This is a genomic window from Elusimicrobiota bacterium (assembly GCA_041660925.1).
Classification (GTDB): Bacteria; Elusimicrobiota; Elusimicrobia; order UBA1565; family UBA1565; genus JBAZUV01.
In genome coordinates, this window is sequence record JBAZVI010000001.1 from 81,309 (window position 1) to 103,701 (window position 22,393).

Sequence of the window (22,393 nt, forward strand, 5' to 3'; positions counted from 1 at the left end):
GCCTCTATTTCACGTCTTCGGGCCAGGGGTAGCGGCGGTTGGAGACCGCTCCCTGGGGCCCTTTGCGCAGCAGTTTCACGAGCAGCCAGGCGAGACCGGCGTAGACGAGCGCGGCGGCGACGGTGAAGAGGGTCTTCGCGTCGGGGCCTACGCCGACGCGGAGGACGGCCTGCACGCCGGGGAAGCCGTTGTGGAGGGCGTGCATCACGATCGACGACATGAGGCCTTCTTTGTAGTAGGCGTACGAGAGCATGAGCGCTCCGACGAGACGGATCCCGATCATGAGCGGGTCGGCGGTCTCATGAAGGCAGACGAAGAACAGCGACGTGCTGAGCGCCGCGATCCAGGGGGCGGCCCTGGGGATGCCGAGCCGGGTCAGGCCCTTGAGGACCCACTCCATGACGCCCGCGCGGTAGAGGACTTCCTCGACGAGCGGAGCCAGGAGGCCGCCTTTGAAGGCCATGCCCACGACCCCGGCGAGCGAGGGCTCGCGCGCGGGGAAGAGCGGGTTGCCCGCGCCGAAGACCTTCGCGGCGTAGTTCGCATGGCACTCGTAGCCGAAGTAGGCGGCGACGAGCGGGACGACGTACTCGAGGGTCAGCTGCACCCCCGCCAGGAGGAAGCCGAGGATCGCGGCGCGCTTGAAGGACGGCGGCGTCCCCTCCGGAGTCGCGGGCGCCGGGATGGCCGCGGCGCTCGCGGAGGTCTCGACGGACGGCTTCAGCCCCTCGACAGAGCTCGGGGCGGGCCCTTCGACGGGACGCGCGGCCGTCCCGGAGGCGTCCGTCGGGAGCGCTTCGTCCTGCGCGGAGCGACGCAGGCCGCCGAGCTCGAAGAGCCGCCTCAGCACTCCCGGGGTGTTCTTCCCGTCCGCGTCGTTGGAAAGCTCCTTTCCCGTCTGGAGCAGCTCCCCCACGACGGGAGTGCGGGCGTCCACGCGGACCGTCGTGAGGGCCGCGACGTGCGCGCCGGGCGAAGCCGTCGCAGCGGCTTTCGGGGCGACGAACGCGGAGGGGACGAAGCCCGCGGGCGCGGGCGCGACGGCGTTCGAACGGAGCTGCGGGAGCGCGTTCAGCGAGGGCAGCGTCCCGGTCTCCAGCCGGATGCCGACGTTCAGGCCCGGGAGGCTGCTCATGACGGACGGAGAGACGAAGGCGAGCGGAGTCACCGCCCCGCGCGACGCCGCGAGGGTCCCGACGACCGTCTGCGCGAGCGCCGCGGGGACGACGGCTCCCTGAAGGAGGGCCGAGGACAGCAGGACGGCGAGAAGGCGCCGGCTCATGCGCGCGAGCGATGGGTGCGGTAGTAGTCCCAGCCGGCCCAGCCCGTCAGCGCCGCGGCGCCGGCCGCCCAGATGAGGGCGAGCAGCGGCGTCGGAGCGATGAAGAGACCCGCGCCCAGGACCGCGGCGAGGAGCGCCGCGCTCTTCCAGGTCAGCGGATAGGGCTGGATGTCGCCGGCGGAGCGCGCCGGCTCGTCGGTGCGCAGTTCCTGGCGGGTCTTCATGAACAGAGAGCCCATCAGGGCGATGGCCGTGAACCCTCCGATCGGCCCGAACATCGCCGACGCGGGGAGCAGGATCTCGATGGCGTTGCTGAGGGAGTGCTGGGCCATCGCGGCGGCGATGCCTTCGTGATGGGCGGTCCAGCTGAGGAACATCGAGCTCGCGAATCGCATGAGCGCGATCAGCGGGGAGGCGTTCATGTGGAACAGGACGAACGCGGCGGAGCTCAGCACGGCCGGGAGCCAGAAGCTCCAGAACGTCCCCGGGATGCGGCCGAAGACCTTCCCGAGGCCGCGCAGGAGACCGCCGCGGAAGAGCGCCTCCTCGGCGATGGGGGCCATCACGGTGACGGCGGCGATCGCCGCGGGGAGCGCGGTGAGCGCCGCCGGGACGCCGGCGGGCGTCGGCGGCGGGACGGGCAATCCGAGCTTCGCCGCCGCCGCCTGAAGGAGCATGCTCAGGGCGAAGGAGAGCACGGCCATGACGAAGCCGTACTTGATGGAACGCGAGAGCTCCCGGCGCGGCGCCCTCGGAGCGTCCGCGTTCTCGGACGCAGGAGCGACGGCCTGCGCGGGAGCGGACTTCGACTCCTCGGAGACTCCGCGGCGGGAGGCCCGCAGCGCGCCGAGGTCCGGGCTCTTCCAAGGCCAGCCTTCCCTGCGTCCCTGGACCAGGGCGTAGCCGAGCAGCAGGAGCGCGGCGGCTCCCCAGATCAGCGTGGTCTTGAGCGTGAGGCTGCACACGAGCAGGCCGAAGACGGCGACGCCCGCCAGGACGAGAGCGCGGACGGGGGTCAGCCGATAGGGGACGATGCGGCCGTCGGCGCGCTGGGCGCGCTCGGCCTTCAGGTCGTTGAAGGCGCCCCACGCGTAGGCCGCCTCGAGGACGAAGGCGAGGAGGGCGACGGAGCCGTTGCCGAGCACCCAGGTGCTGACGATCCCGATGGTGGGGATGATGTTGTTGCCGAAGTGCATCACCATGGAGGCGATGATCCCTTCCTTCTGATAGACGGCCGCGAACAGCAGGGACTGGACGAGGCGCGCGGCGAAGAGGACGGGATCGGCGGTCTCGTGCACGGCGACGAAGATGACGGAGCTGACGATGGCGGGCAGGTAGACCCGCGCGAACGTGCTCTTCGTGTACTTCGCCGCGAGCCAGGAGAGCCCGCCCATGAGGCCGCCGCGGAAGATCACTTCCTCGGTGACGGGAGCCATCACGGAGGCGGCGGTCGCGACCTTGGCGACGTCGAAGAGGCTGTGGAGCGGGATGCTCGCCGGCGAGCGGTAGTTGGAGTGGACCTGGTAGCCGAAAGCCGCCGCGACGGCGGGGATGATGAAGGCGCTGACGAGCCCGATGACCGCCATCAGGAGGCCGACCTTGACGGAGCGCGAGAGGGTCGAGCGCGGAGCGGCGGACTTCGCCGCCTCCGGCGCGGGGACCTCGGAGACCCGTCCCTTCCCTTCCTGCGCGGACGCCTCGAGGCCGTTCGAAGAGAGCGAGGCCTCGTCAGCGGCCGGGACCGGGGACTCGTCGAGGGCGTTCGCGCGCCGTCCGTTCTCGAAGAGCGCGCCGAGCGTGCTCGGCGCGCGGGAGGTCTCGAGGGCCCCTCCCTTCTGCGCGCCCGTGAACCAGCCCGTGAACCGCTCGACGAGCGTCCTGCCCTCGGAAGCGCTCGGGGCCGCGACGACCGCGGCGGGTGACTGCAGCTTCGTCTGCGCCGCGACGATCGCCTCCGGCGCGGGCCTCTGCGCCGATGCGGACGTCCCTGCGCCGTCGTATTTCGCCGCAGGGACGAAGCCCTGAACGGCCGGGAGGATCCCCGCCCGGACGAGCGGAGCCGAGGGGAGCACGAGCGCCTTCCCCCCCTCCAGGCCTTCCAGACGCAGCCCGACGTCCGTGCGCAGCAGCGGCGAGAGCGTCGCCGAGACGGCTCCGACCTGAGGGACTCCGGCCGGGGTGCTCTGGACCCCGAGCGCCGCGACGACGGCGCCGGCCGCCCGGGCCGTTTCGAGGCCCGGGGCGGTGACGAGGAGGGCGGCGGCCAGGACGGAAGCCGCGAGCTTGCGGAGGCGTTCGACGGTTCGTTCGTTCATCGGAATCCTCGTCTTTCGATGATGAGTCTCTTCAGCTTCCCTGCCCGGGGGCCGGGTCCATCATGCCGTTGAGGGCGTTCACGCGGTCGGTCGACGTCGGGTGGGTGAGGAACAGGCGGTAGAACCATGAGCCCGCGCTGCCCGGGACCTTGTTCGTGAGAGCGCCCATGAGCACCAGCTTGCGCAGGCCCGTGGCCAGCGCGCGCGGGTCCTTCACGATCCTCGCCGAGCCCGCGTCGGCCATGTACTCGTTGGAGCGCATGACCGCGAGGAAGCTCAGCAGCCAGACCGCGGGCGCCCAGACGGACAGCGCCATCTGGAAGACCGTCGCGGCCTCGCCGAAGTTCATGAGCTGGATGAGGACGATGGCCGCGAGGAACATGAGCATGTGGCGGAACTTCACGTGGCTCAGCTCATGGCCCAGCACGCCGCGCAGCTCGCGGTCGGTGAGGAGCTTCCGGATGGAGCCGATGACCGCGACCACCGAGAGGTGGTAGAGGGCGCCCGACGCGAAGGCGTTGGGCGACTTCTTCTCGTCCTTGCCCGCGTAGACCCTGGGCATGGGCAGGCCGGCCCGCTTCGCCAGGTCCGAGACCATGTCCACGACGGGGCCGTCCTTCACGTGCTTGGCCCCCATGAAGAGCGGGGCGATGAAGCCCGAGGCCATGAACATCGGCACGGCGATCTTCATCTGATGGAGGATGCTCGGGACCATCCCCGCGAGCGGCGCGAAGGACATGTGAAAGGCTCCGAAGAGGGCGAGCAGGATGGGGAACATGGCCAGGAGCCAGGCGTACGAGCGGACCTTGGCCCGGCGGATCGCCCCCTCGACGGCCTCCGGCCGGAATGCGCCGTTGCCGACGTTCCACTCCGGGCCGTACTCGGGATCCGGTCCGAGGAGGCCGCGGGTCCAGGGCTGCTGGGCGTACTGCTTCTCGACGGCGAGCTCCTCCTCCGAGGCGTTGCGCTTGCTCATGGCGACGAGGCGCTTGCTGCTCTGGAAGTACATGAGGGCGGGGAGGATCCCCAGGAACGCGGCCGTGAAGGGCAGAGAGATCGGTCCGAGGAGATACATGAAGAACTGCCCGGGCGTCAGCACGATGTTGAAGAGGAGGAGCTTGAAGAGGAACGGCAAGGGCAGCTCCGGCTTCACGAGGACCTTGTGGATGAGCCCGTAGGCCATCTGCCCGCTGGAATAGAGGATGGGGAGCGCGGACATGAGCGCCAGGAGGCCGAGGAACGGCGCGAGGGCGAACGCGCCCGCGGCCTCGCCGAACGCGCCGAAGACGAGGGCGCCGAGCGGAAGTCCCGCGCTCAGGGCCCCGAGCGCGGCGACGAAGGCCGCGCCGAAGAACGCCCCGAGGAGGACGTCCTCGTACTTCTTGAGCGGAAGCAGGGCTCCGTCCTTCTGCCGCCCGAGGCGGACCCGGTCGGCGATGAGGAGCGGCGCGACCACCGCGCCGATGCCCGCGACGACCCAGGCCCCCGCCACGGGGGCGAGGCCGAAGACGGTCGGGAGGAGCGTGCGGGCGGCGAAGTCGAGCACGACGCTCGCCGTCGCGACGACGGCGACGCGCACGGGTCCGGAGAGCGGGTCGAGGACGCTGGAGACGGCGGAGAGGATCCTGGACGGCCGGGCGTCGGCGACCTCCGGCTTCGCCGCCTCGGGGGCGGCCTTGCTCGAGAAGACCGCGCGCAGCCCCAGGATGAGGAGGCCCTTGAGGCCGGCGCTCATGCTGCGGAGCTTCCCGTGCGGGCGCGGCGGGGCGCGGGAGTCGGCGCTCGCCTCGGCGCCGGTCTGAGCGGCGGGAGCGACGAGGCCGCTGCCGGCGGGTGAGGACTCCTCGGCGGGCGTCTGCGCCGCCTCCGAGGCGGCGGCCTTCGCCGTCGCGTCCCAGGCGGAGTCCGACGCCGTGCGCATCGCTTCGGAAGAGGGGTTCGAACCGAGTTCGCGGGCTTCCAGGGAGTCCGAGATCGCGACGACCCGCTCGATGAGCTTCTGGTCGCCGTCCTCGTTGAGCTTCTTGGACTTCTTGATCGCGCGTTCGCGCTCGGCGTAGGCGCGCAGGGCCCGGTACCCGAGCGAGCCGCCGCTCGACTTGCGCGGCGCGGGCGTGAGGGCGGCGGACGCCGGGGCCGGAGCCTCGGGAGCCGCCGGAAGGGCCGGGGAGAAGCTCTGGACGGCGGCTTGGACGCGGGCCGCGACGTCGGGGGTCGCGGTGAGCGCAGGAAGCTTCTCGAGGGAGAGGGAGGCGCCCATCGCGGCCGGGCCGCCGGCCTGGAGTCCCGAGCCGATGGGGAGGGAACCGAGACCCGCCGGGACGTTCGCGACGGGGGAGGCGAAGGACGCCGCGCTCTGGACGACCTGCGCGGCGGCGCTCGTGACGGCCGGACCTTGGATGCCGACCAGTAGAGCCGTGATGAGGACGACGGCGATGCTCTTCTTCATATCAGACCTCTTCGTTCCGTCTATGCACGGGGTCACAGGAGCGCCCCGGCCGCGAGCAGCCACAACCACCAGGCCTTGGCCCGGCGGTGCACGGACTGGAGGAACCGGCGGGATAGGGACTGGAGGAACCGATAGGGAGCGCTCCCGCGCAGGATGCTCCACCAGGGGGCGCCGCCGGCGTCGGTCCACAGGACGGGCCCGGCCTCGCCGGGACGGCGGAGATGGATGCCGTGGGCGGCCGCGGCCGCGGCGATCGCGTCGTAATGGGGGGCCGTCCCGTCGGGTCCGAGGTCCCGCTGGAGCACCGCGTAGACCGCCCGCAGGATGCTGCGGGGCTTCATGAGAAGGACGGGGAAGACGAGCGAAGCGGCGAGCGCGGCGCCCCGCGCCTCTCCGAGAGAGGCGCTCAGGGCCGCGCGCAGCTTCCAGTTGAAGCCCATCCAGGCCTGGCCCTTCACGTGCTCGTCGCCGGGGCCGCCGTACCGATAGTCGTTCTCTCCCGTGCGGAGGAAGCCCTGCGGGTCGCCCCGGACGAAGCCGCGGGCGATGAGCGGCTGGCCGGAGACGAACGTCGCGAGGGTGTCCCCCCAGCCCTCGCCGAGGGCCGCGCCCCAGTCGCCGAGCAGGCCGCCGGTGGCGTCGTGCGCGAGGTGGCCGTACTCGTGGTAGATCATCTCCTCGACCGCCGAGCTGCCGTAGCTCTCGCCGGGACGGCCGAAGTACAGCCGGGGGATGGTCCAGCCGATGGGGAGGATGAAGAGGAGCAGGCCGATGAAGAGCGGAGTGTACTTCGCGGTCCCTTCCTCCCCGTTGACGGAGATGCGGGCGGAGCGGTCGAGGAACCAGCTCTTGACGCCGGCGGAGCGAAGGGCGTCGTGCGCCTTCGTCGAGTGAACGTAGGCGGCGAGCTGGGCGCGGGCGTTCTCATCGGAGTCCGTCGGATCGAAGACGGCGCGCAGGCGCTCGCCCGGCTGCGCCGTCACCTTCACGGAAAGGTCGCGGCCTTCGGCGTCCTTCACCCGGGCATAGCGTCCGCGCAGGCGGAAGGTCAGCTCGACGGACCCCTTCGCGTCGGCGGGGACCATGAGGACGCCGTCCGCGTCGGTGCGGAGGCTCCGGCCCTTGGACGCGGAGACCTCCAGGTGAGCCAGCGGCGCGAGGGCGCCGTCGAAGACCCGGCCGGAGTCGGTTTCGGCGGAGAGGGAAAGGATTTTGAGGCCTCGGACGGCGGCCGCGGGGGCCGTCTCCGCGCTCTGCGCGGAGACCGGCGCGTCGGCGAAGCTCACAGGGAGGTCGGCCGAAGCTTCGAGCGGCGCGGCGACGACGGAAGGCCGCACGGCCGCGCCGCCCGCCGCGACGACCGGAGCGGGAAGAGCGGGGAGGGCCTGTCCCTCGACGGGGAGCGAGAACGCCTTCTCCCGCGCGCGAGGGCGGATGAGCTCGAGCGGAGGCAGGACGGAGAGTCCCGGCTGGATGGGAGAGAGCGAAAGGGTCGTGACCGAGCGCGTGCCGAGGCGCCCGGGGACGATGAGGGGCGCGAAGACCGGAACGACGGTCCCCCGGGCGGCCGCGGATAGAGGAACGACCGCGGTCTGGGCGAAGGCGCCGGGGACGCTCGAGGAGAGGAGCGCCGCGCACAGGAACGAGGCGAGCGCCCTCTTAAAGGAGACGCTCTTCGCCCGCGTCGGCCGCTGACCCTGACTCATGAGGTTTCTCCCCAGGGCCGACAGGCCGAAGCCTGCCGGCCCCTGGGGAGTGACGTTCCTTATTACTGTCCGGCTTCCTTGCTGGTGATGACGAGGCGGAAGCGGTTGCTCAGCAGGTGCGAGCGGACGTTGTCCTGCAGGAACCCGTCGAGGATGACGTACGGGAAGGGAGAGGCGATCTCACCCTTGACGTACTTGTTGGCCTTGTCGTCGTGGAACTTCCCGTTGACGCGGCCGTACATGCAGTAGGAGTAGACCACGGCGACCTTGGGGCGCGCGAAGAAGCCCGCGAAGCCCTCGCTGCCGGTCGTCAGCCAGTCCACCATCTCCTGAAGGGCCTGCTGTCCGAGCTGCTGCTGCTGGGCGGCCTGCTCGTCGGTGAGCTTCGGGCCGTAGTAGTAGAGGCCCTTGCCCATGTCTTCCCTCTGATAGGCGGCGAGCCAGATGGAGAGCGGCTCTCCGGTGTGCTTGACCACCATCTCGGCGCTGTTGCCCTTCTCCACGATGTTCTTCTCGACCAGGCGGGGTCCGAGATACTCGGCGACCTTCGCGAGCACTTCCTCGGCCTTCGCCTTGGTCTCGAACGACATGGTGAGAGTCTGCGCGTTCCCGGTGGTCTGCGCCTCGACCGCGGGCTGGTCCGCGACCGGCGCCGCGTCGAACGTGGGAACTTCGAACGCCTGAACCGACGCCGCGAGCACGGTCGCGAGCGCCGCCGTCAATCCCCAAGACACGATCTTCATTTCTACGTTCCTCCGTTGAGTCCCGTCGCGCCGGAGCGTCTGGCGCTTGTCGGACCGCGTCCCGATTCCTCTCGGTCCCGCTGTCCGACATCATTGAACCACGAGGACTCCGGGGCGGTCATGGGTCGTATGGCGGAAACGCGGGAGTCTTTCGCCCTCGCGCCGATGCGCGCCCCGAAGGCTCCGCGACGGAGTCCGGCCCGCGGCCTCCCGGCCGCCGCGGCGGCGCCGGCGGCCTCCCCCGCGGCCCGGCGCAGAGCCCGAGGGCGGTGTTTCTCCGTCGAGAAGCGCGCTCACGCGCGCGCGGCCGCCGCGCGCGGGCGGAGCCGCGGCGCTGATAACCGCGAGGTTATGTATTCGCGCATATGCTCGCGCCCCCGCGGATTACCCACGGACCTACCGGGGAGGGCCCAGGGTTTCCGGCGACGGACGTTCGCGGAGAGCATAATCCGTTCGCGATGTCCATGACCGCGGTTCATGGCCGCGGTTGATTCGATGACGTCGGGACCGCGGGCCCATCAATCGCATGGGCCGGAAAATGCGGCGTGCGCGGAGCGTTAGTCCCAAGACGCGGCCGCCTCGAGCGGGTATGCTCGGTGTACATGAAACGCGCACACGACCTTCCCCGCTCCGTCCTCGCCGCGCTCGTCGCCTCGAGCCTCTTCTTCTCCTCCGCGCCCGAGCTCTTCGCCCAGACCGTCGCCGTGCTCGCGCCCCGCGGAGCCGTCGCCGCGCTCGCCGCGCCGGTCGTGCCGCTCTCCGTCCTCGTACCGGGACGCGTCGAACTGCCGCGAACGCTCTCCCTGGTGACGGGAACTCTGCCGAAGCTCGAGCCCTCCGCGGGACTCGCGCTCGTCGCCGCGGCGCCGGCGACGCTCATCCCGAAGGCCGCCGCAGCGGCTCTATATAAGGGAAAGGCCCCGGCCGCCGAAGCCGTCGCCGTCGTCGAGACCCCCGCGGCAAAGGCCGCGGTCCTCCCGTCCGCGGCCTCCCCCCTCGCGCTCGCGCAGAAGGAGTTGGACTCCGACCCGCAGGGCGAGCGCGCGCCGGGGACGCTCTCCCGGCTCTTCGAGCTCGGGAAGACCCGGCGCTCCGCAGCCGACGACGAGTCCTCGGTCGTCGCGGCCGCGGCGACCCCCTCCCCGTCCGCGCTCGCCGCGCCCGTCTCCGACGCCTCTTCTCAGACGCCCGTCCCGACCCCCGCCGAAGGGCGCGCTCCGAGCCTCTCGCGCGCCGTGAAGCTGGGGCTGGTCCTTGCGGGAGTCCAGCTCCTCCTCGAGTACGCCCTGCCCTTCGTCGCCTCCTGGCTCGGGATCGCGCTGCCCGCCGCGCGCGTGCGCGCCTCCTCGGGCTTCGCGGCCGTCGCGCTCCCCGCCTCCGCCTACGTGACCTACTTCCTCAAGGGCGCGCTCGTCGCGCCGCTCATCGAGGAGCTCATCTTCCGAGCGGGCCTCATGGAGTTCCTCACCGGGATCTTCGCGAAGCTCGGCCTCGGAAAGGCCGCTCCCTGGCTCTCCGGAGCGCTGACCTCCGTCGCCTTCGTGGCCCAGCACGCGGGGGTGGTGCACCCCGCCTGGATCGCCGTCTACCTCGCCGGAGCCCTCCTCTACGCCTTCTCGTACCAGCACGAGGGGCTGGCCTCCTCGCTCGCGATGCACGGCTTCCACAACCTCTTCTATCAGGCGCAGGTGCTGATGACCGGGCTCTACGGCCCGGCCGCGGCGGCGACGACGGCGGCGGTGCTGGCCGCCGCGTACGCCCTGGGCTCGCTCAAATCGCTGAAGGACCTTCGTCGAGAGTGGGGGCGGGCGGTCTCCGACCGCGGGCTCCACCTCCCCTCCTGGCTGTCGCCGCTCAGTCCGGACCCTGAGGAGAAAGCATGAACCGCATCGCCCTCGCCGTTCTCGCCGTCTCGTTCTGCGTACCGGCGCATGCCGGAAGCCTGCGCTTCGGCACGGGCATGGAGAGCCTGCTCGCCGGAGAGCCGGACGCGCTCCAAACCGTGAACTTCGACGCCCGAAAGACCGTCAAGACGAAGAAGCCCGCCGCGGTGACGGCCCCCGCCGCCCCGGCGGTCCCCGACGTCCCGAAGCCCGTCCCCGCGGCCGAGCCCGAGTTCATCATGCCGGCCGAGGACGCCGCCGCCCTCGTCGCCGCGTGGAAGAAGAACTTCGCCGAGCTTCCCGCCACGAAGGAGCACTCCGAGTTCCTCGAGGCCGGGAAGGTGCCCATCCTCATCGTCTCGCCCAAGGAGCATCAGCTGGGGAAGTCCCCGGCCGCCTTCATCGACGGCACGGTCTACGTGAACCAGCTGGCGCTCGGGAAGCTCTTCGCCGAGCTCTACGCGCAGGGCGTCACGAAGAAGGACGAGCTCTTCGCCGTCGTCTCCTGGCGCCTGCTCCCCTTCATCTCGCATGAGGTCCGCCACGGCATGACGAGCGCCGCGCTCGCCGAGGCGGTCGGTCGTCCGCTGCACGCCGCGCTGGCCGAGGGCGAGACCCTCAGCTTCGCCGACCAGGCCGTCGTGAAGGCCGCCGCGGTGAAGGCGCATCCCGAGATGTGGAAGCCGGTCCTCAAGAAGCCCGACGCCCTCGAGGCCCTCGTCGCCAAGGCCGCCGCCGACGGCGTCCCGGGCCTCGAGTCCATGGTGGGCATGTACTACGGCCTCCCCTTCATCCTCCAGTCCGAGCGCAAGGACCTCGAGACGCGCTATCGCGAGCAGCTGCCCGGGCTCGAGCGCAAGCTCATGGGCATCCGGAAGTACAAGGAGCTCATCGCCGATCCCGCGACGAAGCCCGAGGTCGTCGCCGAGCTCCAGATGCGCCTCTCCATGGCGCCGACCGAGGAGGACGCGGCCTCCCACGTGCAGAAGTGCACGGAAGCCGTCGAGTTCTTCTCCGACAACGGCCTCTACAAGAAGGCGCGCAAGTTCTTCGAGAAGCGCTACGACGAGCTCGCCGACCAGCTGGAAGCCGGCGCCGCGAAATAGATCCGGTCCGAATAACCCGGGGCCCCATCCGCAGGGATGGGGCCCCTCCCTTTCCCCCCGCGGTTTACGGCCCTCGTGCTTTTGAGAACACCCCGGATTAGACCGAAATCCGGCCCGCAGCGGCCCGGAGGCTTCAGGCGTGCGGCGGCTTCCGCGAGTATCCTCTCATCATGAGGCCGCCGGGTCCCGCAGACCCGCCGGCGCTCGGGAGGAGCCGAGGATGAAGCGCATGATGATGATGGTCGTGATGGCCCTGGCGGCCGCACCGGCGGCTTTCGCAAAGGGAGAGGAGGCGCCGGACCTGTCGACTGCGTTCGGCTCGGCGACCCAACTCGTCGCCGCAGCGGAGAAAGCCGAGAAGGTGGACACACGGATCGAGACGCGCATGCGCGCGATCGGAGAAAGGCAGCTCGTCGCAGTCGGGGAATGCTACCGCAGCGCGGAGGGAAACTTCCTCGACAAGTTCGCCTTCCAGCTCATCTACAAGCAGAAGGTCGAGCACTACCTCGTCGAAGTGAAAGACAGCCGCACCTTTCTTGGGGGCGGCACCGTTTCGGAGTCCATCATCGCGGGCAGTCAGAAGGAAAGCTTCGAGGAAATCGTAGAGGAGAAGGAGACGGAGAACGTCGGCATCCACAGCGAGGCCGCCTGCACCAAGATGCGGGTGCTCTATGTGGAACAGCTGAAGAACGCGGCGAAATAGATCCCGGTCCGAATCCGGTGAGACGTACGCGAGGCCCCGCCCGCAGGGACGGGGCCTCGTCCTTTGCCGGGTGCTCCTAGGAGTCCGTCCGCGTAATAGCGTATTCCCCGGAGGCCCAAGCCTGAGCCGTGCGCAAGGCGCGACGAGCGAGCATAGCCCCGCTATGTGAGCGAGGAGCAACGCGGCGCACGGCCGGGATGGGGCCTCCCGCTCTTCCTCAGAAGTCATGGGAGGAGCGGGTCGCGCGCTATCGGGCTGCGACGGCGTCGCTCGTCGCTTACATAGCCGCAGCTATGCGCGCTCCTCGCTCCTTGTCTCGCTCCAATAGCGCGCGACCGGAGAACATGCTATTACTCGGACGGACTCCTAGAAGGGGAAGACTTCCTTCAGGCAGACTTCGAGGGCGAAGAGGCCCGGCGCCGCGTCGTCCTTGCCGGCCTCGGCGGCTTCGACGGCCCGGGTCATGGACTGCGCGGTGAGCAGCATGTCCTTGCGCTCCGCGCGGATGATGAAGGAGTTCCACAGGACCTCCCGGCCGAGCGGAGCGCGCTCGAGGAGCTTCCGGAAGCGTTCCTGCCCGGCCTCGTCCGCGGAGGCGAAGAAGCGTCCGGGCGCCGCGCGGAAACGGGCTTTCCCGACCCGGCGGACGAGCTTGCGGGAGAGCAGAAGTGCGAGCCCCTTCGCGATCCCGTCGGAGGACAGCCCCGTCTTCTCCGCGATCTGCCCGCAGGACATCGGCTCGTCGGAGCAGGCCAGATGGAGGAACGCCCAGAGCGCGTCGGGGGCGACCGCCGCCGCGGGGACGTCGGGGAGGCGGAAGACGCCGTCGCCCTCCGGCTCGAGCCAGGGGGAGACGAGATCGTCGAAGAACGCGTCGTCGGCGAGAGTCTCGCGGAGATAGGCGCTCAGGAGCGCGCGATACTCCTTTCCCGAGGCGGGGACGTCCAGGGCGGAGAGCAGGACCGGGAGCGCGGAGACCGGGGGCAGCGCCCGCCCGGCCTCGGCGCGGGCGTAGAGGGCGTACGTGAAGGGGAGCAGCCGCCGGCCTCCGCAGGACTGGTAGAAGGAGTACGCGGTGTCGTGGCCCCGCTTCGCGCGCTGGGCCGCCAGGAGCGAGGGGAAGGCTGCGTGTTCGGACGGGATGGAGATCCTGCGCAGGCACGCGTTGCCGTAGAAGATGCCCGTGTCCTCGCCGGGGGCGTCCACCACGCTGCCGAACGCGCACTGGAACGCGTCGTCCAGGACCCCGCAGACGCGGCGGATGTCGGGCTCGCCCGCCCGCAGGAGCACGAAGCGGGAGAGGAGCTCCTTCCCCGGACGGGGACTCCGCTCGACGAACGCCCGGATCCTCTCCCATGGGCGGTCCGCGCCGCGCCCATGACGGGAGAGACTGCTGAAGCCCTCCAGCAGGGGACTGGACCAGCGCCCGTCGCCGCCGCGCTTCGCGAAGGCCCGCGCGCGCAGCGTCTCGAGGCCCGAGCGCAGCTGCGCGGCCGTGAGCCCGGTCAGCCCGACGAGTTCCTCCAGGGAGAGCGGCTCCCGGCTTTTCGAGAGGCAGATGAAGCTCCAGAACGCGCCCGGACCGGAGAGGAGGACGTCCGTCTCCTCGATGCTCAGGTTGCGGAGCAGGAAGTTGAAGATGCGGCGCAGCGATCTCACCGGCGCCGGAGGCGCCGGCTCGACCCGCAGCCATTTCGCGAAGGTCTCGTCGAAGAGTGCGTCGTTGCCGAAGGCGTCCTTCAGGAACGCGGCGATGAGGTCCCGGCGGCTCCCGCTCGCGGTGGGACGCCGGAGGGAGGCGAGGAGGGTGGGGACCCAGCCGGGACGCGGCAGCGCGCTCCCGCGTTCGATCTTGGCGTAATAGGCGTCGGAGAAGGGGAACATCTTCTTCCCCCCGTTGTCCCGCCAGAAGGCGTAGCTGGAGCGGAACCCCGCCTCATGGCGCATCCTCTTCAGCAGGGACGCGAAATGTCTCCCCATCGTCCGGATTTATAGCACATTGCTCCGACCGGGCGGTATGCGTATGCCGGCGCCTGCGGCCCACGCGGGAGACGGGCCCTTCGCCTCAGGCCTGATCGCAGCGGCGGTTGTAGACTCTCCCTATGGACATGAAGCCCTCCCGTCTTGCGCTTGTCGCCGCTTTCGTCCTCGCTTCCTCGACGCAGGCGCTCAACGCCCTCGAGAAGCCGCTCTCGAAACCCATCGAAGGCGTGCGGGATTCCGGCCGACGCCATTGCGACCCCGGCTCTTTGAAGAACCGGCCGCCGATCGTCCTCGTCGGGGAAGACCACGACAGCATCAGCGCGTGGCAGGTCAAGAAGGAGATGATCGATCGGGCGGCCAAGGGCGAGCTCTATGCGGCGCTCGAAGGCTACACCCCTTGGCAGGCGTGGATGATCTCCGAACAGTTCAAAACCCCTTTCGGGAAGGATGCGCGCGTGTTCGGGGTGGATTCCCCCATCATGTACGGGCTGGCGGGCTGCCACCAGCACGCGCTCGACGATTTCGCGCGGTTTCGGCGCTCGGCCGATGCGAACGACGCCTACGCTCCCGCGAAGCTCTGCCTCCATTTCCTCTTCCTGCTCCAGGACAATCCTTTCGTCCGTCATGCCTGGGAGATCGTGCGCGACCGGGAGGACGGATTCGTCGGGACGGAGCTCGAGCCCCTTGCGCGCGTGTTCGATCAGGCCATGAACGCCCGGCCGGATGCCCTGGGCAAGCTGCTGGGGGATTTCACGCCGGAGGACGAGTCGAGGTTCATCCGTCTCGTCAGGAAGATCGATGCCGCCTTCGTCGCGTGGGTCAATGAGGCGTATGCGTCGGACCTCGGGATCGAGGGCCCTCTGTATGCGGTCCCCGAGGATTGGCCGTCGATGAGAGCGTTCTGGGATTACGCGAAGTTCAGGTTCGACTCCGACACGCCCATCGTGCGCATCCGCAACCGGGACATGTTCGACAACATCGCCGACGTCTATTGCGCCGCGGCCGAGGAGGGGCGAGCCCTGGTCGTGAGCGTCGGCCAAGACCACGTCCAGGGCCTGGGAGAGAGGCTCCAGGCGTGGTCGCAGGGCCGCATCGACCTGCGCGTCGGGAACTCCTCCAGCGATGGAGACGCGATATCCCGGGAGCTCGAGCGCCTCTCTCCGCGGCCGAAGAAAAAGCTTCCGACGATCCCCTTCGCGCTCAGCGAGGACTTCAGCTTCGCCGCCGCCGAAAAGGCCGCCCCTGCGCGCTGAGGGTTCCCGCTTACTTGCTGGTGGCGGCGAAGGACCCGTCCCAATCGAGCGGGGGCGGCGTCTCGCGGTAGACGTCGATGCGGCCGGCGTAGAGGTCGTAGAGGGTCTTGAGCGCGAAAGGAGCGGTCCGGCACTCCTCAAGGAGCGCCTCCGCCGCGTCCCAGTCCTTGGAACGGTACGCGGCGAGCATCCGCCCGTGCTTCTCCTCGAGGGCGCGGAACGCCGGGTCCGCGCGGAGCTCCTCCCCGCCGAGCAGCGCGTGGATGCGCACAGGCACCGTCTTCCCCTTCACCTTGATGAGGTCGAGCTCGAGCGCCGCGTACTCCGGGGCGCACTCCCGGGTCCGCGGACCGATGACCGTGTCGGCCCCGTAGGTCTTCGACTGCCCTTCCAGACGCGAGGCCAGGTTCACGTCGTCGCCGAGCACGGAGTAGTCGAAGCGCTGGTCCGAGCCCATGTTCCCGACGCAGCAGGGGCCGGTGTTGAGTCCGATGCCGATGCGGACCGGGATGAAGCGGCGGTTCTCGGCTTTCGCCTCCGCCTCCCATTCGGCGTTGAGCTCCTTGAGCCGCGCGTGCATCGCGAGCGCGGAGCGGCAGGCGTTGCGGGCGTGCTCGGCGTCGTCGAGCGGAGCGTTCCAGAAGGCCATGATGCAGTCGCCCATGTACTTGTCGATGGTCCCCTGCCGCTCCAGGATGAGCTCCGTCATGGGCGTCAGGAAGCGGTTGATGAAGTGCGTGAGCCCGTGCGGGTCGAACTGCTCGGAGATCGTCGTGAACCCGCGGATGTCGCAGAAGAGCAGGGTCATCTCGCGCAGCTCGCCGCCGAGCTTGAGCTTCTCGGGATGCCGCGCGAGCTGCTCGACGAGCGCGGGCGACATGTAGCGGCTGAACGCGCCCTTGACCTGCGTGCGCTCCGACTCGCTGCGCAGGTAGCTCACCAGCGAGGAGGACATGTAGACGAGCAGCACGGTGAGCGCCGGGAAGACCGGGTCGATGAGATAGCGGTGGACGGTGAAGGCGCGCCAGGAGATCGCGCAGGCGGCGAGGACCCCGCCGAAGCCGAGCGGCGCGCACCAGCCGGCGCCGAGGCGCGGCAGGAGCAGGAGGAGCAGGAGACCGAGGGCGAGCATGTAGAGGATCTCGGCGCCGGCGGCCCAGTCGGGACGGTGCAGGAAGACCCCGAGCAGGGCCTGCTCGGCCGCGTTCGCGTGGACCTCGACGCCCGGCGCGGCCGGGTCGAGCGGGGTCGCGCGAAGGTCCTTGAGTCCCGCCGCGCTCGTGCCCACGAAGACGATGCGGCCCTTCACGCGCTCCGGATCGAAGCCCTTCTCGAAGAGCTTCCAGACCGGGAGCGTGCGCCGCGGATCGCGGCGCGTGTAGTAGACCCAGAGACGCCCTTTGCCGTCGGTGGGGAGCACCAGCGAGCCGATCTTGACCTTCGAGATGCCGGTCCGCGCCCCGAAGGCGGCCTCCCCGCTCGCGTTGGAGGACTTCACCGCGTAGTTCGGGACGCCCTGCGCGACGCGCAGCGCCTCGGCCGAGAGGGATGGGAGGAGGGTCTTCCCCCGGCGGAAGATGAGCGGGGCGCGGCGGATGATGCCGTCCCGTTCGGGCACGAAGCTGATGCCGCCGTTTCCTGCGGCGGGCTTCTCGAGCACCGGGAGCGCCGTGACCGCGCCGGGGTAGTCGTCGATGAAGGAGAGCGGGCTGTCTCCGGCATGCGCGAAAGCCGCCTTGACGGCGGGGACGGCCGCGTTGGACTCGGAGGAGAGGGCGAAGCCCGTCACGACGCGGGACGAGGCGAAGGCGCGTCCCAGGACGACGTCGTTGTCGGGGAGTCGGCCGATCGCGGCGCGCAGGGACCGGAGCTCGGGCGCGTCGGGCCAGACCGAAAGGATCCTCGAGGGCGAGGTGCGGTCGGGCTCGGCGAAGATCACGTCGAAGGCGATGGAGGAGGCGCCCAGCGCGTCGAGGCGGTCGATGAGGCGCGCGACCTGGGTGCGGGGCCAGGGCCACTGCCCGAGCCGGGCGAGGCTCTCGTCGTCGATGTCGGCGATGAGGACCGGCGCGTCCTCGTAGACGCGCGGACGGAGCTCCTGGAGGACGTCGAAGGCCTTGTGCTGGATGCGCTCGACGAGGCCCAGGTCGCCGACGCGGGCCCAGAGCGAGACGAAGAGGAGGAGCCCCGGGACGGCGTATTGGGCCGCGCGGAAGAAGAGGGCGCGGCGGCGGCGGAGCTGTTCGATGTTCCGGATGATGCGCGCGCGGACGGCCATGCGGTGATTCTCGACTATTTCTCCGGCGGATTCAACCGCCGGGACCCGGTCACCGAGGGAAATCGGCTATAATGAGTCACATTTTTCCGTTCAGGAGCGACATGACATCTTCCCCCGCACGCGGCATCCTCGGTTCCCTGCTCCTCCTCACGACGCTGCTCGCCGCGCCCGCCGCGGCCCAGGACCTCGACAAAGAGGGGCAGCGCCCCGCCGAAGGCGCGGCGAACCAGGCCGCCGCGGTCCAGGCGGCCGAACAGGCGCGCGAGGCCCTTCCCGCGGACGCCGAGCCGACCTTCGCGCAGGTCCTCGCGGACCCCGACAACGTCGAGCTCAACGCCCGCTACGCGCAGGCGCAGATCCGGCGCGGCGACCTCAAGGGCGCGGCGGCCACCCTCGAGCGCCTCCTCCTCCTCGCACCCAAGCGCCACGAGCTCCGAGTCCTCTACGCCGCCGTGCTCTACCGCCTCGACAGCCTCGGCGAGGCCCAGCGGGAGTTCGAGACCCTGCGCAAGCTGGACCTCCCCGCCGGCCTGCGCGCGGACGTGGAGGACTACCTGCGCCGCATCGAGTCCCGCCGCAAGCGCACGCATCTCACCGGCCGCGTGGGCGCGGGCTTCGAGCTGGACCAGAACCGCAATGCCGCGCCCTCCAGCGGGAAGCGCCTGCTCAGCGGCACGGAGACGATCCTGACGAGCGACTCCCGCCGCAAGGAGGACGCCTCCTCGATCCTCCTCGGCAACCTGGAGCTCCGCCGGGAGCTCGGCGGACAGTCCGGGCACGAGGCCTTCGGCGGGGTCACCTACTACCGCGCCGAGCAGACGCACACCCGCTCCCTGAACCTCGAGGCCTACTCCCTGCAGGGCGGCGCGTCCCTCAAGGCCCCGCGCATGAGCGCGACGCCGACGCTCCTCTTCGACTACGTCCTGCTGGCCGAGCACAAGTACCTGCGCAACATGGGCTTCAGCCTCCGCGGCGACCGCAAGTTCGGCCGCTCCACCCTCGCCTACGCCGAACTGCGCCACGTCTATCAGGACTACACGGTCACCCCGGGCATCCCCAACGCCGTCGACCGGACGGGCGCCCAGGTCGACCTGACCCTGGGCGCGGAGCGGGTCGTCGCTCCGACCCTGAAGCTCGGCGGGTCGCTGTCCTCCTCGCTCAAGAACGCGGGCCGCGCCTACCTCGGCTTCCACCGCACGGCGCTCGGAGGCAACGCCCTCCGGCTGGTCGGCAAAGGCCGCTTCCTGCTCGCAGCGACGACCCTGGGCTTCGACCGCTACCGCGACTCCGACACCGCCGTCAGCCGCACGCGCCGCAAGGACCTCAACCTGCGCGCGGGCCTCACCTTCGGCACGCCGCTCGCCTTCATCGACCCGTCGCTGAAGGAGCTTCTCTGGACGACGACCCTCGAGTACTACCACTCCTGGTCGAACATCCAGAACTACGCCTACACCGACGCGAAGCTCGCCGGCATGCTGACCTACCGCTGGGACTGGGGGTTCTGAGATGACTCCGCGAACCGAAAGCCGCAGAATCCTCCCCGCCGCGTTGGCCGCGCTCCTGCTCGGAAGCCCCACCGGAGCGCAGACCCCCGTGAACATCGGCGCCGCCGCCGCCGTCGCCGGAGAGGTCCACGCCCAGGCCCCGGGCTCCGCGGTCGGCCGCGTCCTGCAGAGCGGGAAGCCCGTCTTCCTCAACGACCACGTCACGACCGACTCGAAAGGCCGGCTCCAGGTCCTCCTCCTGGACGAGACCGTCTTCACGCTCGGCCCGAACAGCGACATGGTCCTCGACGAGTTCGTCTACGACCCCGCGACCTCGGCCGGCAAGGTGAGCGCGAAGGTCGCCAAGGGCGTCTTCCGCTTCGTGACGGGCAAGGTCGCGCGCAAGAACCCCTCGGACATGAAGGTCGCCCTGCCGGTAGGCACCATCGGCATCCGCGGCACCATGGTCGTCGGCCAGGCGAGCGGCAGCGACGCCACCGTCATCCTGCTCGGCCCCGGCGCCCAGAACGACGCCAACGAGGCGGCAGGGGCCGTCTCGGTCAGCGGGGGCGGCTCGGAGGTGGTCATCACGCGCCCCGGCTTCGGCACGAGCATCTCGGGCGGCGGCGCTCCGACCCCCCCCTCCGACATGCTCCAGCAGGCCCAGGGGATGCTCGCGCAGGTGCAGCCCGAGCCCGAGCCGGAACAGCAGGGCGGGGGCCAGGGAGGAGGGCAGGGCGGAGGGTCCGGCGGGACGGCCGAACAGTCGGGCGGCGCGACCGCGGCCGGGCAGAACGCGCTCGGAGACAGCCAGGTCCAGTCCCAGGTCGCCGCGCTCTTCTCCAAGGACATGACCTTCGCCACGCAGGAAGGCGCCGCGCAGTTCGCCAACGGGACCGCGACCTGGGACCAGGTGCGCACCCTCGAGACCGGCGTCGGGACCTATTCGGGGAACGGCGCCTACGTCTGCACGCAGGGCTGCGGCGGCGGCGGGACGGTCTCCTTCTCCCTGGAGGTCGATTTCGGCGCCCGGACCTTCGGCGGCGGGGGCTCCGTCCTCCAGCTCGCCGGCGGCTCGATCAACGCGACGACGAGCGTCTCTCAGGCCGACTTCGCGAGTCTCGGAGGCAACGCCGTCGCCGCCCTCGGCACGGACGCCGTCTTCAGCGGCTCGCAGGTCACCTTCCTGAATCGGGACGGGGTCGCGGCGAAGGACGCGCGCATCGACGTCCACTACTCCTACTTCGACGGCACCACCACGACCGCGGCCGTGGGTCAGGCCGTGGGTCCGCACTCCGACGTCATCATCCCGAACTGAGTCAGGGGCGGCCGGCGCGCAGAAGAAGCGCCCGCGCGAGGTTCTCGGCCGCGCCGGGATAGCCGGGCGCGCGGCGCAGCAGTTCCCGATACGCCCGAGCGGCTCCGTCGAAGTCTCCTCCTCGAGCCAGCGTGTTCCCGAGGTTGAAGCGCGCCTCGTGCAGGGTCGGGTCCAGGCGCAGGGCGCGCTCGTAGTGCCCGCGCGCCTCCTTCAGACGCCCGAGGGAAGACAGCGAGTTCCCCCAGTTATACTCGGCCGGCGCGAAGCCCGGGGCGCTGCGCAGCGCCGCCTCGTAGCGGAGACAGGCCTGCGCGTCCCGTCCCAGGCGCGCGAGCGCCAGCCCGAGGTTGTTCTGCGCCTGCGCGCTCCCGGTCGACAGCGTGAGCGACTCCTCGAAGAGGGGGAGCGCGTCCCCCGGGCGGCCTGAGCGCAGCGCCTCGTTGCCGAGGTTGTAGAGCACCGTCGCGAGCCGCTCCCCGTAATCGGCCCGTCCAGGACTCAGCCGAAGGGCCTCCCGGTAATGCGCCGCCGCCGCGTCCAGCCGCCCCTGCGCGGCGAGCGCCGAAGCGAGGTTGTTGTGCGCGCGTGCCGTCGCCGGCGCGCGCGCGAGCACGCTCCCCCATAGAGTGAACGAATCCTTCCATATCCCCGCCTGCCGCCAGCCGAGCACCGCCAGCAGGAGCGCGAGGGCCGCCGCGGCGTAGAGCGCCGTCCTCCCCCAGCGCCGCCGGGCGGCCAGCAGCCCCCCGCCCGCCAGCACGGCCCAGCCCATGCACGGGATGTAGCTGTAGCGGTCCGCCGCCAACTGCTCCCGGATGGCGACGAACCCCAGCACGGGGGAGAGCGAGAGGAGATAGAAGACCGCCGCCGCCGCGAGTCCCGGCACTCGCCTGCGCCAGCGCAGCAGGGCGAGCGCCGCCGCCGCGACGGCCAGGGCGCTCGCGACGAAGCGGAGCTCGAAGGGGTCGAAAGGACTGGGGAGGTCGTAGAGGGGCAGCAGACCCGCGGGCAGGAGGGTCTTCGCGAGGTAGAACGCGGCCCCGTAGGACGCCAGCGCCGCGCGCTCGAGGAAGCCGGATCCCGACCGCAGGAGCGCGGGGTCGGGTCGGGACGCGAACGCCGCGGTCGCGGCCGCCAGCGCCAGCGCGAGGAAGGGGAGCTTCTCGAAGAGGCGCGTCCGATGGCCGGGCTCGAGCCATCGGCGCGGATCGGCGGGGAGGCGGCGCAGCGGGTAGACGTCCAGCAGGAGGAGCGCGAAGGGAAGCGTCATCCCGAAGGGCTTCGCGAGCAGGGAGAGGGCATAGGCCCCCAGCGAGACGAGGAGCCATCGCTTCCGGGGGGCCGCCGTCCGACGCAGATGCGCGAGGAGGGCGAGCAGATAGAAGGTGGCGCAGAGCAGGCCGAGCCGTTCGGATATCCACACCACGGACTCCGCGCGCAAGGGATGCAGGGCGAAGACGAGGGCCGCGAAGGCCGCGGCCGCGCTCAGCTCCTCCCGCGCGAAAGGCCCTTCCATCCCGGCCGCGAGGAGACGGCGGGCCAGCAGGAAGAAGAGCGCGGCGTTGAGGCCGTGGAGCAGCAGCCCCGTGAGGTGGTAGCCGAAGGGGGCCAGTCCCCAGAACGCGTGGTCGACGGCGAGACTGAGAAGGCCCAGGGGCTGATACTGCCCCATCACGAAGTGCGTGAACATCCAGCGCAGGTGGTGCGGCTGGAGCCCGAGCCACGGCGGGCCGGCGAGGAGCTGCAGGTCGTCCCAGCCCACGAAGCCGCAGCGCAGCGCCGGAAGGAACGCCGCGGCCGCCGCGAGCGCGACGAGGTACGGGAGGAGGCGCTCGATGAGCTGCGGGCGTCCGGGGGTCTCGGGGTCGTCGATGCGCGGCATGGCGTGCG

14 protein-coding genes are annotated in these 22,393 nt (G+C 70.7%); 6 read left to right on the forward strand and 8 right to left on the reverse strand.

The genetic code is table 11. The features are described 5' to 3' along the window. Positions 1-4: 4 nt before the first annotated feature. The 5 genes from WC969_00330 to WC969_00350 all read right to left on the reverse strand — a co-directional run bounded on the left by WC969_00330 (position 5) and on the right by WC969_00350 (position 8,495). Entirely contained in the window at positions 5-1,282 is a 1,278-nt protein-coding gene (locus WC969_00330; protein ID MFA6028273.1) for a CPBP family intramembrane glutamic endopeptidase, read from the reverse strand. Continuing rightward, positions 1,279-3,597, reverse strand: coding sequence for a CPBP family intramembrane glutamic endopeptidase (locus WC969_00335; protein ID MFA6028274.1), 2,319 nt, complete (start codon positions 3,595-3,597; stop codon positions 1,279-1,281). Before WC969_00335 ends, WC969_00330 begins: the two co-directional genes overlap by 4 nt. Before the next feature lie 31 nt (positions 3,598-3,628). Next, positions 3,629-6,046, reverse strand: coding sequence for a M48 family metalloprotease (locus tag WC969_00340; protein ID MFA6028275.1), 2,418 nt, complete (start codon positions 6,044-6,046; stop codon positions 3,629-3,631). 32 nt (positions 6,047-6,078) lie between these two features. Next, the gene (locus WC969_00345; protein ID MFA6028276.1) at positions 6,079-7,752 is read right to left on the reverse strand and encodes a hypothetical protein; all 1,674 of its coding nucleotides are present in this window, start codon (positions 7,750-7,752) and stop codon (positions 6,079-6,081) included. Between the two features lie 62 nt (positions 7,753-7,814). After that, positions 7,815-8,495, reverse strand: coding sequence for a hypothetical protein (locus tag WC969_00350; protein ID MFA6028277.1), 681 nt, complete (start codon positions 8,493-8,495; stop codon positions 7,815-7,817). Between the two features lie 602 nt (positions 8,496-9,097). Here WC969_00350 and WC969_00355 point away from each other — a divergent pair. From WC969_00355 to WC969_00365, 3 genes are all read left to right on the forward strand, one after another. Beyond that, the gene (locus WC969_00355; GenBank protein MFA6028278.1) at positions 9,098-10,378 is read left to right on the forward strand and encodes a CPBP family glutamic-type intramembrane protease; all 1,281 of its coding nucleotides are present in this window, start codon (positions 9,098-9,100) and stop codon (positions 10,376-10,378) included. After that, entirely contained in the window at positions 10,375-11,484 is a 1,110-nt protein-coding gene (locus tag WC969_00360) for a hypothetical protein (protein ID MFA6028279.1), read from the forward strand. Before WC969_00355 ends, WC969_00360 begins: the two co-directional genes overlap by 4 nt. A gap of 220 nt (positions 11,485-11,704) precedes the next feature. Continuing rightward, positions 11,705-12,187, forward strand: coding sequence for a hypothetical protein (locus WC969_00365; GenBank protein MFA6028280.1), 483 nt, complete (start codon positions 11,705-11,707; stop codon positions 12,185-12,187). 366 nt (positions 12,188-12,553) lie between these two features. Here WC969_00365 and WC969_00370 read toward each other — a convergent pair whose 3' ends face one another. Then, positions 12,554-14,167 (reverse strand): hypothetical protein, encoded by a 1,614-nt coding sequence (locus WC969_00370; protein ID MFA6028281.1) that lies wholly within the window; start codon positions 14,165-14,167, stop codon positions 12,554-12,556. A 122-nt stretch (positions 14,168-14,289) separates the two neighbouring features. Between WC969_00370 and WC969_00375 the strand changes: the two genes are divergently transcribed. After that, positions 14,290-15,423, forward strand: a complete 1,134-nt coding sequence (locus WC969_00375; protein MFA6028282.1) for a hypothetical protein — start codon at positions 14,290-14,292, stop codon at positions 15,421-15,423. Between the two features lie 10 nt (positions 15,424-15,433). Here WC969_00375 and WC969_00380 read toward each other — a convergent pair whose 3' ends face one another. Beyond that, complete coding sequence (locus WC969_00380) at positions 15,434-17,701, reverse strand: adenylate/guanylate cyclase domain-containing protein (GenBank protein ID MFA6028283.1); 2,268 nt, start codon at positions 17,699-17,701, stop codon at positions 15,434-15,436. Between the two features lie 101 nt (positions 17,702-17,802). Between WC969_00380 and WC969_00385 the strand changes: the two genes are divergently transcribed. Both WC969_00385 and WC969_00390 read left to right on the forward strand, forming a co-directional pair. Continuing rightward, on the forward strand, positions 17,803-19,206 hold the full coding sequence (locus tag WC969_00385) for a tetratricopeptide repeat protein (GenBank protein ID MFA6028284.1): 1,404 nt from the start codon (positions 17,803-17,805) through the stop codon (positions 19,204-19,206). A gap of 1 nt (position 19,207) precedes the next feature. Then, positions 19,208-20,503, forward strand: a complete 1,296-nt coding sequence (locus WC969_00390; GenBank protein MFA6028285.1) for a FecR domain-containing protein — start codon at positions 19,208-19,210, stop codon at positions 20,501-20,503. A gap of 1 nt (position 20,504) precedes the next feature. Here the strand turns inward: WC969_00390 and WC969_00395 are convergent, their stop codons facing one another. Beyond that, complete coding sequence (locus WC969_00395; GenBank protein ID MFA6028286.1) at positions 20,505-22,385, reverse strand: tetratricopeptide repeat protein; 1,881 nt, start codon at positions 22,383-22,385, stop codon at positions 20,505-20,507. Between the last annotated feature and the right edge of the window lie 8 nt (positions 22,386-22,393).

Coding starts and splice junctions, on each gene's coding strand:
- WC969_00370 (MFA6028281.1), bottom strand. CDS start 14,167: ATGGGGAGACATTTCGCGTCCCTGCTGAAGAGGATGCGCCATGAGGCG.
- WC969_00375 (MFA6028282.1), top strand. CDS start 14,290: ATGGACATGAAGCCCTCCCGTCTTGCGCTTGTCGCCGCTTTCGTCCTC.
- WC969_00345 (MFA6028276.1), bottom strand. CDS start 7,752: ATGAGTCAGGGTCAGCGGCCGACGCGGGCGAAGAGCGTCTCCTTTAAG.
- WC969_00355 (MFA6028278.1), top strand. CDS start 9,098: ATGAAACGCGCACACGACCTTCCCCGCTCCGTCCTCGCCGCGCTCGTC.
- WC969_00365 (MFA6028280.1), top strand. CDS start 11,705: ATGAAGCGCATGATGATGATGGTCGTGATGGCCCTGGCGGCCGCACCG.
- WC969_00360 (MFA6028279.1), top strand. CDS start 10,375: ATGAACCGCATCGCCCTCGCCGTTCTCGCCGTCTCGTTCTGCGTACCG.
- WC969_00395 (MFA6028286.1), bottom strand. CDS start 22,385: ATGCCGCGCATCGACGACCCCGAGACCCCCGGACGCCCGCAGCTCATC.
- WC969_00380 (MFA6028283.1), bottom strand. CDS start 17,701: ATGGCCGTCCGCGCGCGCATCATCCGGAACATCGAACAGCTCCGCCGC.
- WC969_00390 (MFA6028285.1), top strand. CDS start 19,208: ATGACTCCGCGAACCGAAAGCCGCAGAATCCTCCCCGCCGCGTTGGCC.
- WC969_00330 (MFA6028273.1), bottom strand. CDS start 1,282: ATGAGCCGGCGCCTTCTCGCCGTCCTGCTGTCCTCGGCCCTCCTTCAG.
- WC969_00350 (MFA6028277.1), bottom strand. CDS start 8,495: ATGAAGATCGTGTCTTGGGGATTGACGGCGGCGCTCGCGACCGTGCTC.
- WC969_00385 (MFA6028284.1), top strand. CDS start 17,803: ATGACATCTTCCCCCGCACGCGGCATCCTCGGTTCCCTGCTCCTCCTC.
- WC969_00340 (MFA6028275.1), bottom strand. CDS start 6,046: ATGAAGAAGAGCATCGCCGTCGTCCTCATCACGGCTCTACTGGTCGGC.
- WC969_00335 (MFA6028274.1), bottom strand. CDS start 3,597: ATGAACGAACGAACCGTCGAACGCCTCCGCAAGCTCGCGGCTTCCGTC.